Source organism: Pseudomonas sp. Pmew2, assembly GCF_058129885.1.
Genome location: NZ_CM176702.1, coordinates 2,081,461 through 2,097,630, shown reverse-complemented (window position 1 = coordinate 2,097,630; position 16,170 = coordinate 2,081,461). Strand labels below are relative to the sequence as shown.

General features: G+C 59.1%; 10 protein-coding genes and 1 pseudogene. 8 read left to right on the top strand and 3 right to left on the bottom strand.

The window, feature by feature from the left end:
* Positions 1 to 63 precede the first annotated feature (63 nt).
* Entirely contained in the window at positions 64 to 717 is a 654-nt protein-coding gene (locus tag AC4ANK_RS09670) for a TetR/AcrR family transcriptional regulator (protein WP_002552766.1), read from the bottom strand.
* 342 nt (positions 718 to 1,059) lie between these two features.
* Between AC4ANK_RS09670 and AC4ANK_RS09665 the strand changes: the two are divergent.
* The 6 genes and pseudogenes from AC4ANK_RS09665 (at position 1,060) to AC4ANK_RS09640 (ending at position 10,462) form a co-directional block, all read left to right on the top strand.
* Positions 1,060 to 3,913, top strand: a pseudogene (locus AC4ANK_RS09665) (PAS domain-containing hybrid sensor histidine kinase/response regulator).
* Between the two features lie 106 nt (positions 3,914 to 4,019).
* Positions 4,020 to 4,628 (top strand): TetR/AcrR family transcriptional regulator, encoded by a 609-nt coding sequence (locus tag AC4ANK_RS09660; protein WP_002552765.1) that lies wholly within the window; start codon positions 4,020 to 4,022, stop codon positions 4,626 to 4,628.
* A 354-nt stretch (positions 4,629 to 4,982) separates the two neighbouring features.
* Positions 4,983 to 6,614: a methyl-accepting chemotaxis protein gene (locus AC4ANK_RS09655; RefSeq protein WP_002552764.1), complete on the top strand. Its 1,632-nt coding sequence runs from the start codon at positions 4,983 to 4,985 to the stop codon at positions 6,612 to 6,614.
* Positions 6,615 to 6,717: 103 nt separating this feature from the next.
* Positions 6,718 to 7,539 (top strand): aldo/keto reductase, encoded by an 822-nt coding sequence (locus AC4ANK_RS09650; protein ID WP_031594815.1) that lies wholly within the window; start codon positions 6,718 to 6,720, stop codon positions 7,537 to 7,539.
* Between the two features lie 170 nt (positions 7,540 to 7,709).
* Entirely contained in the window at positions 7,710 to 8,729 is a 1,020-nt protein-coding gene (locus AC4ANK_RS09645; RefSeq protein WP_002552763.1) for a transporter, read from the top strand.
* 116 nt (positions 8,730 to 8,845) lie between these two features.
* Positions 8,846 to 10,462 (top strand): inorganic phosphate transporter, encoded by a 1,617-nt coding sequence (locus tag AC4ANK_RS09640; protein WP_005733138.1) that lies wholly within the window; start codon positions 8,846 to 8,848, stop codon positions 10,460 to 10,462.
* Positions 10,463 to 10,777: 315 nt separating this feature from the next.
* On the opposite strand, the gene AC4ANK_RS09635 is transcribed toward AC4ANK_RS09640, so the two are convergent.
* Complete coding sequence (locus AC4ANK_RS09635; protein ID WP_005733139.1) at positions 10,778 to 11,935, bottom strand: HlyD family secretion protein; 1,158 nt, start codon at positions 11,933 to 11,935, stop codon at positions 10,778 to 10,780.
* Complete coding sequence (locus tag AC4ANK_RS09630; protein ID WP_002552759.1) at positions 11,932 to 13,611, bottom strand: MFS transporter; 1,680 nt, start codon at positions 13,609 to 13,611, stop codon at positions 11,932 to 11,934. Before AC4ANK_RS09630 ends, AC4ANK_RS09635 begins: the two co-directional genes overlap by 4 nt.
* 278 nt (positions 13,612 to 13,889) lie before the next feature.
* Here AC4ANK_RS09630 and AC4ANK_RS09625 point away from each other — a divergent pair, with 278 nt between their 5' ends.
* Both AC4ANK_RS09625 and AC4ANK_RS09620 read left to right on the top strand, forming a co-directional pair.
* The gene (locus AC4ANK_RS09625; protein ID WP_002552758.1) at positions 13,890 to 14,987 is read left to right on the top strand and encodes an enoyl-CoA hydratase/isomerase family protein; all 1,098 of its coding nucleotides are present in this window, start codon (positions 13,890 to 13,892) and stop codon (positions 14,985 to 14,987) included.
* Positions 14,988 to 14,990: 3 nt separating this feature from the next.
* Positions 14,991 to 16,142, top strand: a complete 1,152-nt coding sequence (locus AC4ANK_RS09620; RefSeq protein WP_004664374.1) for an acyl-CoA dehydrogenase family protein — start codon at positions 14,991 to 14,993, stop codon at positions 16,140 to 16,142.
* Positions 16,143 to 16,170: the final 28 nt, after the last annotated feature.

The window sequence follows — 16,170 nt, the reverse complement described above, 5'->3', positions numbered from 1 at the left end:
TCTGAGTAGCGGTAATCGGTGGTCGATGCGACCACCGATTACTCTCATGCGATTGATCGTTGATCAGCGCCCTGCCAGTTCCTGCGCCAGTCGTTCGAGAAACCTGGCAAATGCACTGTCTATCTGCACGTCTGCTGGCGATCGAAGCCACTGAATCTGCATGCCATCCATCATCGCAACTATCTCAAGGCTGATTTGCCTGACATCAACGTCCTGGCGAATTTCACCTGCCTGAGCCAGCACATTCAGATGCGTCTGAAGATGACTGTGCACAATCTGGAAACGCTCACTGAACCAGCGGTGTGCAGGGTGCGTGACCGACAGACTTTCAGTGTTGATGATCATCAGCGCCTGGCTGACGGAGGCGTCTTCGATGCTGAAACTCATGACCTGCTTCAGAAAGGCAATGAACCCCTCCAGCGAAGCGACTTGCCCGGCGTCCTGTAACCTGGCAGCAACGTACTGATCCCTATGTTCAAGAACAGCTTGCAACAACACCAGTTTGGTCGGGAAATGATGCAGCAATCCGACCTGAGAGAGACCTGCAACCTTGGCAATGTTAGACAACGAGGCCCCCGCATAGCCATCCCGGGCGAAGATGGTCATGGCTGCCTGAATGATCTCTGCCTTGCGCACCTCCCCTTTGGGAAGACGTCGCTTAACCGCAGGTTGCTTGACTGTGGCGGGTGTATCAGAACTGTTTGAATTCACGGACATACGAAGGGCACTGTTCGCACAACGAAAGGATAAATCGTAGCATGCGACCGGAAGAAACCCGGAAAAAAGGCCTGAGCACCGATATTGACGCCCTTTAAAGAAACCCGCACGCATGCCGATGCATACCGAAGCCCGACTGTATGTCGATAGCCATAGAGAGACATACCCAAAGTACGGCACCTGGCACCCGGACGCTGAGGGGCACTGGCAAGCGTCGACCTCGACAGTGAGATTGCAGTGCGAAAAGCAGCCACGGGCAGCTGCCCGACCATGCAGACAATTAACGTGTGAGCCGGAGGCGCTCTGAAATACCTGACAAGAGAAGAGCTGGAAGCACAGGTCGTGCACCTGCGCGCAGCACTTGAAGAAGCCGGTATCGACGCCGGGCCGGAAAACGGCGCAGCAGCACTGCACAGCCGGGAGGCGCGCAAGCGTGCGGCTTTTGACAGCGCGTTGGACTTTGCCATGATCCTCACGGATCCAGACGGCATCATTACCGACTGGAATCCGGGTGCAGAACAGGTGTTAGGCTGGTCCGCTGCACAAATGGTCGGGCAGGATGCGGAGTGTTTCTTCACGCCGGAGGACCGCGCCTGCGGCCGGATCGAACATGAAATGCAACTCGCTCTGAGCGTCGGCCGAGCGTCGGACGAACGCTGGCACCTGCGCAAGGATGGTCAGCTGTTCTGGGCGTCTGGCGAAATGATGCCGCTGTATGACGAGGAAAATACTCGTCAAGATCCTGCGCGACCGCACCCGGGAGCATCTGGTGGCACGCGCAACCGAAGAAGCCCAGGAACGTTACCGGTTGGCCGCCAAGGCTACCAATGACGCAATATGGGATTGGGATTTTACCGCCAACCACGTGCTCTGGAATGACGCACTGGAACATGCATACGGCCACCCCCTGACGACACTGGACACCTCCGGTAACTGGTGGATAGCCCAGATCCATCCCGATGACCAGACACGCATTTACCACTCTATCCATGCATTGATTGACGGCAGCGGCACTGCCTGGACCGATGAATACCGTTTTCGCCGATTCGATGGTACTTATGCCAATGTTCTGGACCGTGGTCATGTGATACGCAACAACGAGGGCAAAGCCGTACGCATGATCGGCGCGATGCTCGACATGTCACAGATGCAACAGGCAGAAAACGCGCTGCGCCAGAGCGAAGAGCGCTCCAGAGCCATGCTGGAGACCATCGAAGCAGCGTTCGCCATCATTCAGGTCAAGTTCGATGCAGACGACAGCCCGGTAGACTACCGGTTCATCGAGGTCAATCCTGCCTTTGAACGTCAGGCCGGTGTCGATTTGCGTGGCAAGTGGGTGACCGAGTTTGCTCCAGACCTGGAGCGTTTCTGGTTTGAGGCTTATGGCCATGTCGCCAAAACCGGCGAACCTGCCAATTTCGAGAATTACGCCAAGGCGTTCGAGCGCTGGTTTGAAGTCAGAGCGGTGCGTGTCGGTGAACCGGCTGATCGACAGATTGCAGTCATCTTCAGTGACGTGACGGAAAGACGCAACGCCGAGGAGCGATTGCGCACCAGCGAAGCCGTCGCACGCGCGAACGTCGACCGCGTTCAGCTCGCCCTCGCCGCGGGTGCGATTATCGGTACCTGGCATTGGGACTTGACGGCCGACCGCTTTACCGTCGACGAAGCCTTCGCCAAGGCGTTTGGTCTTGACCCCGCTCTGGGCTTCGATGGTTTGAGTCTGGAACAGGTCATTGCCACTGTTCATCCCGAAGACAAGCAAGGCTTGATCGATGCGATCAACGCGGTCATCACCAGTGGGCGTGTTTATGCCCACCAGTATCGGGTCCGCCGTGCCGACGGCCTCTACTACTGGATCGAGGCGAACGGTCGTGTCGACCGTGCCGATGACGGCACTCCACTGAGCTTCCCGGGCGTGCTCATCAACGTCGATGAACGACGTGCTGTGGCGGCCGAGCGCGACCGGGCCACTGCAGCGCTGCGCTCGCTCAACGACACGCTTGAACAGCGCGTGGCAGCACGCACTGCGGAACTGATGCAGGCTGAAGAAAAGCTGCGTCAGTCGCAGAAAATGGAAGCTGTGGGGCAACTGACTGGCGGTCTCGCCCATGATTTCAACAACCTGCTGGCGGGCATTTCCGGTGCTCTGGAATTGATGAACACCCGTATTGCACAGGGGCGCTGGAACGATGTAGACAAATACATCGTCACCGCACAGGGCGCTGCCAAGCGCGCCGCGGCCTTGACGCACAGGCTTCTGGCCTTCTCCCGACGCCAGACACTGGACCCACAGCCAACCGACGTGAACAGGCTGATGAAAGGCATGACAGACCTTATCCAGCGCACGGTAGGCCCCAGCATCGTGGTCGAAACCATTGGCACCATAGGTCTATGGCCAACGCTGGTCGATGCAAGCCAGCTGGAGAACGCGCTGCTGAATCTGTGTATCAACGCCCGCGACGCGATGCCGGACGGCGGGCGCATCACGATCGAGGCCGACAACCAATGGATAGAAGGTGATGTGGCGCGGATGCACGATATGCCTGAGGGTCACTATCTGTCGCTGTGCGTGACCGACACAGGCATGACGCCCGATGTCATCGCCAAGGCATTCGACCCCTTCTTCACCACCAAGCCCATTGGTCAGGGCACCGGTCTTGGTCTGTCGATGATTTACGGGTTCGCCAATCAGTCCGGCGGTCGGGTGCGCATTCAGTCGCAGGTGGGCAAGGGAACCTCGATATCCCTGTATCTGCCACGTTACGACGGTACAGCGACCAGAGACGAGAGCGATGTGCACCAGGCGCCGTTCGAGTTTACCCAGTCTGGAGAGACCATTCTGATCGTGGACGACGAACCGACGGTACGCATGCTGCTCACCGACGCGCTCGGGGATCTGGGTTATACCCTGATCGAGGCGGCCGACAGCCTGGCCTGCCTCAAACTGCTGCGCTCGGACGTGCATATCGATCTGCTCATCACCGACGTGGGCTTGCCCGGTGGCATGAACGGGCGACAGATGGCCGACGCGGGACGCGAAGTACGTCCGCATCTGAAAACCCTGTTCATCACCGGTTATGCAGAAAACGCTGCCATTGGTGACGAGCAGCTCGGGCCAGGCATGCGGGTACTGACCAAGCCGTTTGCGATTGATGCTCTGGCTGCCCGAGTCCAGGAATTGATGAGCGCCTGATGCAACCGGCTCGTTGCGATCCTGCTTCGGGCCTTCGACATTGAGCGCTGCGCGAACCCGGTGCTAACATGCGCGACCGCCATGCAGGCAAGGGAATAACCGGGTCATGAGCAGTATCCGCGAGCGCAACAAAGAACTCATCCTGCGCGCTGCCAGCGAAGAATTCGCCGACAAGGGCTTCGCCGCCAGCAAGACCAGCGATATCGCGGCCAAGGCCGGTGTCCCCAAGCCCAACGTCTATTACTACTTCAAATCCAAGGACAACCTCTATCGCGAGGTGCTGGAAAGCATCATCGAGCCCATCCTGCAAGCTTCGACGCCGTTCAATCCTCAAGGTGTACCGGCCGACGTACTGAGCAGCTACATCCGTTCGAAGATCCAGATTTCCCGTGACCTGCCCTTTGCCTCAAAAGTGTTCGCCAGCGAGATCATGCACGGCGCCCCGCACCTTACGTCAGAGCAGATCGAACAGCTCAATGGGCAGGCGCGGCACAATATCGAATGCATTCAAGCCTGGATCGACAGCGGGCAGATCGCCCCGCTCGATCCCCATCACCTGATGTTCACCATCTGGGCCGCGACCCAGACCTACGCAGATTTCGACTGGCAGATCGCAACCGTTACCGGCAAGGCGAAACTGGAGGACGCTGATTACGAGGCCGCGACCCGGACCATTCTCAGGCTGGTGCTCAAGGGTTGCGAGCCGGACCGCTGAACCCCACCCCGCTTTGCTGCAGACGCAAAAAACCCGCCGAAGCGGGTGGTTTTGCAACATGACCATTCCGACATCCTGTCAGTAGCCTCCTGGCAATGGTCGATCTTCCCTGATCGCTGCGGCGTTCCTTCGCTGCAGCTGTTGAATTGGATCCTACATTCACTGAGGGTCCGTCGATAGAGCCAATCGCGTCTGTTGCTGTAAGCCTTTCGCTATACCGATGTAGGTCTGTAAAAAAATGTGACTGTTATCTCATGTTTGGTCATGATGCGCCGAGAAGCTTAAAGGCTCTGCATCGCGCGTTGCGCGGCTCGGTTTCCATAAAAAGAAAAAATAATGCACGGGATGATAATCATGAGTATGCGCAGTTTTTCCATCAGCCGCCGTCTGTGGCTGATCCTTGTGGTTTCAGTGCTGATGCTTTTTGTTTTGTCGGCGACCCTGCTCAGACAGATCCATAACGATCTGTATCAGGCCAAGGCCGAAAAAACCATGCATGTGGTCCAGACCGCCAGCGGCATACTCACCTACTACCAAGGGCTTGAAGCCGCGGGCAGCATGACGCGCGAAGCCGCGCAACAACAGGCCCTGAAAGAGATAAAGGGCTTGCGTTACAGCCAGAGCGACTACTTCTGGATCAACGACCTGCGCCCGGTGATGATCATGCACCCCACCAACCCCAAACTTGAAGGCCAGGACATATCGACCATCAAGGACCCGGACGGCTTTGCGGTGTTCAACGAAATGGTCACGCTGGTCAAAGCCCAGGGTGCCGGGATGGTGAATTACCGCTGGCCCAAGCCCGGCGCCAGCGAGCCGGTGAAAAAAACTTCTTACGTGCAGCTTTTTCAGCCCTGGGGCTGGATTCTGGGGTCGGGCGTATACGTCGATGACGTAGCGGCAGAGTTCAAGGCACAGCTATGGAACGCCGGCATCTTCATCGCAGGCATCGTGCTGGTCATGGTCCTGCTACTGGTCATGATTGTGCGCAGTATCGTGCGACCGCTGAGAGCGGCGGTCGGTGCAATGGCCAGCATCGCCAGTGGCGAAAGTGACCTGACCCGTACGCTGGAAACCCACGGCAAGGATGAAATCACCGAGCTGGGCGTTCACTTCAACGCCTTTGTCGCCAAGCTGCGCAATGTCGTCGGCCAGTTGCAGAATTCGGCAGTAGCGCTGGGCCAGGCCTCAACGGATCTGGGCAGCAATGCCGGGCAGGCGCAGAAACGCAGCGAGCAGCAGTCCCAACAAATGGACCTGGTTGCCACCGCGATCAACGAAGTGACCTATGGCGTACAAGACGTGGCCAAGAACGCCGAGCAGGCCGCCAACGAAATGCGTGATGCCGAGTCACAGGCGCAGCAGGGTCAGGTCAACATCGATAACAGCCTGCGCCAGATCGAACACCTGTCCACCACCATCGGCCAAGCCGTTGAAGTGATGCAGAGTCTGGCCAGCGAGAGCACGCAGATCGGCAGCGTACTGGAAGTCATCAGTTCGATTGCCGAGCAGACCAACCTGCTGGCGCTGAACGCCGCCATCGAAGCGGCACGCGCAGGTGAACAGGGTCGTGGCTTTGCCGTAGTGGCTGACGAAGTACGTCTGCTGGCCCAGCGCACCCAGAAGTCGACTGCAGAAATCCAGGCCATGATCGAACGCCTGCAAAAGCATTCCGACGCGGCGGTCAAGGTAATCGGCGACAGCAGCCGTTCCTCGCAACTGACTATCGAGCAGGCCAACCAGGCAGGCCAGAGCCTGACGTCCATCAGTCAGGCGCTACGCAACCTCAATAGCCTGAACACCTCCATTGCCAGCGCTACTCTGCAACAGACGCATGTGGTGGACGACATCAACCAGAACGTGACCCAGGCCGCGCAACTGTCCCAAAGCACTGCACTCGCCGCTGAACAATCGACTTCGGCCAGCCTGCACCTGCGCGACTTGAGTGAAGAACTGAACGGGCTGCTGAAACAGTTCCGGGTTTAAATCTGCATTGCGATGGGGTGCACGGAACCTAGTGCGCCTCTTGTTGCCTGACACCTGCTTAATCAACCGCTCATTTAGATGCTTATTTATTGCAGGGGGTCACATGCGCACACTGGAATTGGCAGGCAGAACTGTACCAGTGCTGGGTCAGGGCACCTGGCACATGGGTGAAAAAGGGCACCTGCGCTCGGCAGAAATTGCTGGCCTTTGCATGGGTATCGAACAGGGCCTGACCCTGATCGACACCGCCGAGATGTACGCCGACGGCGCTGCCGAAGAGATCGTCGGGCAAGCCATCGCCGGGCAACGCGACAAGGTATTCGTGGTCAGCAAGGTCTACCCGCACAATGCCAGCCGCAGCGGTATCCCGGCCGCGTGCGAAGCAAGCCTGCGAAGGATGAACACCGACTACATCGACCTTTATCTGTTGCACTGGCCGGGCCAGTACCCACTGACAGAAACCGTCGAAGCCTTCGAACGCTTGCAGGAAGCGGGTAAAATCGGCGCCTGGGGTGTTTCCAACTTTGATGTCCCGGACATGATCGAACTGAACAACCCGCGTTGCGCGACCAATCAGGTGCTGTACAACCCGGAACAACGCGGCATCGAGTTCGACCTCATGCTGTGGAGCGCTGATCGCCACTTGCCACTGATGGCGTATTGCCCGATTGGCCAGGCAGGCGATCTGCTCTATCACCCTGCCCTGCACGAAATCGCCAAACGCCATGACGCAACACCGGCGCAGATTTCCCTGGCGTGGGTGCTGCGTCAGGACAACATGATCGCCATTCCCAAGGCGACCAACCCCGAGCATATCCGTCTGAATATCGCTGCCGAGCAGAGTCGCCTCACCGAGCGCGACCTGGCCGACATTGATCTGGCCTGGCCAGCGCCGACTCGCAAAGTACCGCTGGCAATGGTCTGACCGGTGTCGATGCAGTAGCAGCTGTCGATTGACTGAACGGCCGCCAATGCGGCCGTCTCTTCATGTGACAGATGACACACCCGGCAACAAGCTGTCACAAATATGAAATAACGCCTTGTCATCATGCGGCCTTCGCCTCCCTGCCCGGGCCAGGCCGCACGTGGACAGCCATGAACCACAGTATCGCGCACCACCATCAGGACTCCGACCTTTTCGGTCTGCTCTACGGCTTCCGTTTTCGCCACGCTGAAAGTGGCCAGGAAATCGGCTCGGCCGCCGCGCTGGATTACCTGCAAAATCCTCCCGAAGAGAACGACTTCATCTGGCTGCACCTGAACCTGTCGCACGCAGCCTGCGAGCGCTGGATGAAAACCCATCTGGACCTTCCAGAAGAGTTTTTCGAGGCCCTGCACGAGGGTTCGCGTTCCACCCGAATCGAGCACGTCGACGCCACGTTGCTGGCAGTAGTCAACGATGTGGTGTTCGATTTCAACAGGCTCTCGACCGACATCTCGACCTTGTGGGTCTGCGCTCGACAGCGCTTGCTGATCACCGCCCGGCTGCAGCCACTGCGTTCGGTAGACAAGTTGCGCTCGGCGGTCAAACGCGGCGAACAGTTCGATTCACCGCTGGAACTGCTCGCTCACCTGCTGAGCGATCAGGGCGAAGTGCTGACCCAGTTTCTGCGCAAGACCAGCGTCAACGTCGACCGCATTGAGGACCAGTTGCTTTCGCAGCGACTGAGCAACAATCGCTCCGAACTCGGTGCCATGCGCCGTGTGCTGGTGCGACTGCAGCGTCTGCTGGCGCTGGAACCGGGCTCTTTGATGCGCCTGTTGCACAAGCCTCCGCAATGGCTGCGCGAGCAGGATGTCCAGGCGTTGCGTCAGTCCATCGAAGAGTCCTCGCTGGTGATCAACGACCTCACGGCACTGGGCGAGCGCATCAAACTGTTGCAGGAAGAAATTGCCGCCAACCTCAACGAACAGAGCAGCAGAACCCTGTTTACCCTGACCGTGGTAACGGTTCTGGCATTGCCGATCAACATTGTCGCGGGCTTTTTCGGCATGAACGTGGGGGGTGTACCACTGGCGTCCGACCCTGAAGGCTTCTGGATTCTGGTGGCACTGGTCGCGACGTTTACGCTGGTCGCGGGACGCTGGGCATTTCGCAAACGTGGCGATTATTGACCCGGCCTGCCGGTTGTCAGAAATCTGGCGCAAAAGGCCACTGATTACTCGCATGTCGCATCTCTGTCACATTTTGCAATGACCATGTCAATATTCTTTCAATCAGGATTGCGAACATGGCTATAAACGCACTTTCTCCCGATGCGACGGGCCGGGCGGGCCTGTCGGCAACTCACTTCGGGCGCAAACCGGGTCGACTGACCATGGTCATCTTCTTCGCGATACTCATCGCCGGCCTGCTATTTACTGGCTACAGCCTCAAGCAGGATGTCGATGACATGGGCACGGTGGTTACCACCTGGACCCCGTTCGTGCTGCTGGGCGTGGCGTTGCTGATTGCACTGGGGTTTGAGTTCGTCAACGGTTTCCATGACACCGCCAACGCAGTCGCAACCGTGATCTATACCCATTCCCTGCCACCCGGCTTTGCGGTGGTCTGGTCGGGGTTCTTCAACTTTCTCGGCGTGATGCTCTCCAGCGGTGCAGTAGCGTTCGGCATCATCGCACTGCTGCCGGTGGAGCTGATTCTGCAAACCGGCTCATCGGCAGGCTTCGCCATGATCTTCGCCCTGCTGATCGCGGCGATCATCTGGAACCTGGGCACCTGGTGGCTGGGCTTGCCAGCGTCCTCGTCGCATACGCTGATCGGCTCGATCATCGGTGTCGGCATCGCCAACGCCTTGATGCACGGACGGGACGGGACCAGCGGCGTGGACTGGTCTCAGGCAACCAAAATAGGCTACTCGCTGCTGCTGTCTCCATTGGTGGGTTTCGGCTGTGCCGCCTTGCTATTGCTGGCCATGCGCATGTTCATCAAGAACCGCGCGCTGTACAAGGCACCAGAAGGCAATGCACCGCCACCGCTGTGGATTCGCGCCATGCTGATCGTGACCTGCACCGGCGTATCATTCGCTCATGGCTCCAATGACGGGCAGAAAGGCATGGGGCTGATCATGCTGATTCTGGTCGGTACCCTGCCGATGGCCTATGCGCTCAACCGCACCATGCCGGCCGATCAGGCCACTCAGTTCGGCGCGGTGGCAGAGGTCACCCAACAGGCACTGATGCGCAGTGCTCCCCTGCCTGCCCCGGCTGACTCGCGCCAGACCCTGTCGGATTATCTGGTCAGCAAACAGGCAGGCCCCGACCTGATCCCTGCGCTGGCGGTCATGACCGGCAAGATCGGCAATCAGGTCGCCAGTTACGGCTCGCTCTCGAAGGTGCCTGCGGAAGCGGTGACCAACGTTCGAAACGACATGTACCTGACCTCGGAAACCATTCGGGTGATGGATAAGAACAAGGTAGGCAATTTCGACGCCGATACCCAGACCAAGCTCGATGCGTTCAAAGGGCAGATCGACAGCGCGACGCGTTTTATTCCGACCTGGGTCAAGATTGTGGTCGCTATCGCCTTGGGGCTGGGCACGATGGTCGGCTGGAAACGCATCGTCGTGACGGTAGGTGAGCGCATAGGCAAGACGCACATGACCTACGCACAAGGCGCGTCGGCAGAAGTCGTGGCGATGTTCACCATCGGCGCGGCGGACATGTACGGGCTGCCCGTATCGACCACCCACGTGCTGTCATCCGGGGTAGCGGGGTCGATGGTCGCCAACGGTTCAGGCCTGCAAATGCGCACCTTACGCAACCTGGCCACCGCCTGGGTGTTGACCCTGCCGGCTGCCATCCTGCTTTCGGGTTCGCTGTACTGGGTGTTCAGCAAACTGTTTTGAGGTCTTCAGCGAGCGGTGCCTGCTGCCATCAAGTCTTGATGCAGGTCGCAAAGAGGACGCGGAGCGTCCAGAAATGCATGCGACGCGGAGCGTCGCACGATAGTTGCGATGATCGTTCCTCACGCTCCAGCGCAGGAATGCAGGTCGCGACGCGGAGCGCCGCACGATAGTTGCGATGATCGTTCCGCACGCTCCAGCGTAGGAATGCAGGTCTCGACGCGGAGCGTCGCACGATAGTTGCGATGATCGTTCCGCACGCTCCAGCGTGGGAATGCAGGTCGCGACGCTCTGCGTCGCACGATAGGGGTGGCGAGATTATCGTGCCTCGGGACCCGATGGTTCATCACCCTCTACACTGGTATCGATACTCACCACCACCGACATGCCCGGCCGTAAATGCTCGAGCATTGGCTGATCGGCATCGACCACGATGCGCACCGGGATGCGCTGGGAAATCTTCACAAAGTTGCCGGTCGCGTTATCGGCAGGCAGCAGGCTGAATTCAGAACCTGCGGCAGGCGAAATTCGTTGTACGTGGCCGTGCATCTCGTGACCGTCGAGCGCATCGACGGTAAAGCTTACCGGCTGGCCAAGGCGCACATGGGCCATCTGGGTTTCTTTCATGTTGGCAACGATCCAGCGCTGCTCGGGTACCAGCGCCATCAATTGTGCACCCGAGTTGACGTAGGCACCCAGGCGCACGCCGATCTGCCCCAACTGCCCGTCACGCGGGGCGACAATGCGGGTGTTGTCCAGGTCGATGCGCGCCAGTTCGATGGCCGCCTGAGCATTGGCCACTGAAGCTTCCAGTGAGCCACGGTTGACGATCACCGTTTGCAGATCCTCGCGGGCGATCTGCAATACCGCCCTGGCTTCAGCGACCGCGGCATTTGCCTGCGCATCGGCAGCACGGGTCACATCAAGCTCGCTTTTCGATACCGAGCCATCGGTCACCAGTGCCTGATTGCGGCGCAGATCGGCAGCACTCTTGCGGCTCTGGGCGATGCTGTTCTGCAGTTCAGCCTGGCGCTGGCCGATGGTCGCTTCGGCACTGCGTCGCTGTTGCAGGTTATTAGCCAGCGAGGCTTTCTGTACCGCCAGTTGCGCAATGGCCTGATCCAGGCGCTGGCGATAAATACGATCATCCAGACGCACCAGCAAGTCGCCGGCCTTGACGAACTGGAAGTCCTGAACCGGCACTTCGTAAACATACCCGCTCAACTGCGGCCCGATCAGCGTGGTCTGGCCCTTTACCTGGGCGTTCTCGGTGCTCTCGATCGGACTTGCGAACGGTGGCAGTTGCCAGGCGTATAGCACAACCAGCACCCCGACCAGCGCGACGGCAGCGAAAATCACCGAAGACACGACTCGCTTGCGGGTCGAGCGCGGCTTGCTGGTCACCGGCGACGTCAACGGTGCAGGTGGCGGCGCGCTGCGGGTTGCTTCTGTATCTGAGGTCGTGGATTCGTTCATGAAGATTTAACGCCGGAATTGGATACGGAAGGCGAAGCGGCAGGTGCTACAGGTGCCAACGCCAAAGGTTGAGTGGTCATTTTCAGCCACAGGACCCGGGCTGAAATCCAGATCATGGTCAGTACGGCAATCAGGGCGATCAGCATGAACACATCGTTGTAGGCCAGCACATTGGCTTCTCGGGTCGCAGCCGTAGCCATTGCGCGCATGCCTTGAGTGTTGCGCAGCGACGGGTCGGCAATAACCGAACTGTAACTGGCGCTGTAGCTCTGCAATCGCGCCTGAACCAGCGGGTCAATCAGGGTCAGGTGCTCAACGATGTGACTGGAGTGAAACTTCTCGCGCACGATCTGAAAAGTGCCCAGTGCAGCAGACCCGATCAGGCCGCCAATGTTTTGTGTGATCCCGAACAACACCGAAAAACTCACCATGTTGCGCGGGTTGGCCAGTACACCACTGATCCCCAGCACCAGCGTCGGACCGAGAAAAAACGTACCGCCGAATGCCAGCAGGAATTGACTGAGGTACATGTTCGACTGACGGGTCAGATTGGTCGAATGACTGTCCATCCAGGCACCGACTGCCATCATCGCCAGAGAAATCAGCAATGGCTTGATCAGGTGCGCAGGGTTGATGGTCAGCGCACTGACCGCCAACCCGGCCACACTGCCCAGCAACATCACCATGTACAGCGTGTGCAGTTGCTGACTGCCCATGTTCAGCGCCTGAAGAAAGCCTACGGCACCCACTGACTGCTCGGACAGCACCACGCGAAACAGGATAACGGCCAGCCCTAGACGCAGAATCGCCCCGCTGCCTAGCCAGCGCGTGATCAGCAACGGATTGCTTCGGTTATGCTCGATGGCCAGTCCGGCGCAGATCAGCACAATGGAGGCCGCCGACGCCAGACCTATCCACTGCGCTTCCAGCCACCATTCAATGCGCCCCAGCGAGAGAACGGCACAGAGCAGCGCAAAACCACCAGCCAACAGGCCGAAGGTCAGGAAATCCAGCTTTTCGAACGCCTTGAAACGATCACCCGGTGGCAGCTTGAGCAGCAGTACGCAACCCAGCGAGAGTAGCGCCATACCCAGTTCAAACAGATACAAACCGCGCCACTGGGCGATCTGCAACAAGTCTTCTGACACCAGCCGGGCCAGCGGCGTCGCCAGCTGGGCGGTGCCAAGCCCGAGCACCAGCGCCTTGAGCCGCCATTTCTGCGGAAACGCCTGAATCATGTAATACAGCCCAAGGGTACTGAGTGCAGCGCCAACCATGCCGTGCGCCGCACGCACGGCGATGGCTGAATCAATATCGTTGACGAACAGGTGCGCCAGCGTCACCAGTGCATAAAGCACTAGAAACAGTTCGGTGAACGCGCGCAAACCAAATTGCTGACGAAACTTCACCAGCAGCAGGTTCATCGACACATTGGTCATGATGTACGCAGCGGGCAACCAGGCGATGTCCTGCGACGTCGCACCCAGCGCACCCTGCAAATAGGGCAGGTTGGCAACCACCAGCGCGTTGCCGAGCCCGCCAGTCAGCGCGACGATCACCCCCACCAGCGCAAATGCCCAGCGCCGCGCATCGGAATGCAGAGGCGTCGAAGGCGAGCCGGGCATGGTTGGACGCTCATGGGCGGCCCACTCGCGCGGGGCATATTTATCAGTCATAGAGAACGGTCATGGAGACTTTCATGGGTGCACCCGAGGAATTCCCTTTTGTGACACTAATGACAGTCATAATACTCATCAGCCAGGCAATGATTCACCCCGGTCAGCCCGGCGCATTAAACTCAGTCTCGCCGCAAACGCTCTAAATAGTGGCTTTGTAAAACTTCAGGCTATGCTTAAACGCAGTTTTGCTTTGCACATTTGCGCTGCTAGGATCTTCTGCGATGCTCCAACAAGACTCGAACAAGAAGAAAGCGCAACCGAACAAGGAGTTCAGAATGAGTTCACAGGTTTCATCGGCCCGCCCGGTTCGGCAACCCTCCAGCCGGGATTCGATCGTTGTCGAGGTGCGTAACCACATGGGTCACCTGACCCTCAATCGCCCGGAAGGCCTGAACGCAATCGATCTGGATATGGTCCGCACACTTCGCCAGCAGCTTGACCTCTGGGCTGACGACCCGTCTGTTCATGCAGTGGTTCTGCGCGGCGCAGGTAGCAAAGCATTCTGCGCTGGCGGCGATATCCGTTCACTGTACGAAAGCCATCAGAACGGCCAGGACCTGCACTACACATTCTTTGCCGAAGAGTATGAGCTGGACCTGACCATTCACCGTTACCGCAAACCGATACTGGCCCTGATGGACGGTCTGGTGCTGGGCGGCGGCATGGGCCTTGTCCAGGGCGCTGACCTGCGCGTGGTAACCGAACGCAGCCGGCTAGGCATGCCGGAAGTCGCCATTGGCTACTTTCCGGATGTCGGTGGCAGTTATTTCCTGTCGCGTCTTCCAGGCGAGCTGGGCACCTGGCTGGGCGTGACCGGGTCCCAGATCGGCGCTGCCGATGCCTTGTACTGCGGGCTTGCCAACTGGTCGATGAACAGCGAAATGCTGCCGCGCCTCGACCACATGCTCGACCACCTGAAATGGAAATCGACGCCGCTCAAGGACCTGCAGGGTGCCCTCGCCAAGCTGGCGACCCAGCGCCTGCCCTACCCGCCTCTGGAAACCCTGCGCCCGGCGATTGATCATTTTTTCGGCTTGCCGGATATCCCCAGCATACTCGAGCAGTTGCAAGAGGTGGTCATCGGCGACACCCGCGAGTGGGCGCTGGATACCGTCGGCCGCATGAAGCGTCACTCGCCGCTGGCGATGGCCGTGACCCTGGAAATGCTCCGTCGTGGCCGTCACTTGCCACTACAGGAATGCTTTGCCATGGAACTGCACCTGGACCGCCAATGGTTCGAGCGTGGCGACCTGATTGAGGGCATACGCGCCCTGATAATCGATAAAGACAAGAAGCCGCAATGGAAACACGCCAGCGCGCAGGACGTCAGCAGCGCGCATGTGCAGGGTTTCTTCAGCGGTGTGGAGAATTAAGTCGTGCACGACCTTGAATTGACCGAAGAACAGGTAATGATTCGCGACATGGCGCGCGACTTTGCCCGCAACGAAATCGCCCCGCACGCCCAGGCCTGGGAAAAGGCTGGCTGGATCGATGATGCGCTGGTCGCCAAACTTGGCGAGCTGGGCCTTTTAGGCATGGTGGTGCCGGAGCAATGGGGCGGCACTTACATCGACTACGTCGCCTATGCGCTGGCGGTTGAAGAGATCTCCGCTGCCGACGCAGCTACCGGCACGCTGATGAGCGTACACAGCTCAGTTGGCTGCGGGCCAGTGCTCAATTACGGGACTGATGAGCAGAAACACACTTGGCTGGAAAAGCTCGCCACCGGTCGGGCTATAGGCTGCTTTTGCCTGACCGAACCGCATGCGGGCTCCGAAGCACATAACCTGCGCACTCGTGCCGAGTTGCAAGGTGATGAGTGGGTCATCAATGGTGCCAAACAGTTCGTCAGCAACGGCAAACGCGCACAACTGGCCATTGTGTTTGCCGTGACCGACCCGCAGCTTGGTAAAAAGGGCCTGTCAGCGTTTCTGGTACCCACCGAAAACCCGGGGTTCGTGGTTGACCGCAGCGAACACAAGATGGGCATCAGGGCGTCCGACACCTGCGCTGTCACCTTGAACAACTGCCGAATCCCGGCGGCCAACCTGCTGGGCGAGCGCGGCAAGGGGCTGTCCATTGCCCTCTCCAATCTGGAAGGTGGCCGTATCGGCATCGCGGCGCAGGCGCTGGGCATCGCCCGCGCCGCGTTTGAAGCCGCGCTGGCCTATGCGCGTGAACGTGTGCAGTTCGACAAGCCGATCATCGAGCACCAGAGCATCGCCAACCTGCTGGCCGACATGCACACCCGCATCAATGCCTCGCGGCTGTTGATTCTGCATGCCGCGCGCCTGCGCAGCGCCGGGCAGCCGTGCCTGTCCGAAGCCTCGCAAGCCAAGCTGTTCGCTTCGGAAATGGCCGAGTGGGTGTGTTCCAAAGCAATCCAGATTCATGGCGGCTACGGCTACCTGGAAGACTACCCTGTCGAAAGGTACTACCGCGACGCGCGCATCACCCAGATCTACGAAGGCTCCAGTGAGATCCAGCGTCTGCTGATTGCCCGCGAACTGCGTCACTACCTGGTCTGATAAACGCGACTGCCCCGGCGATGCCTGT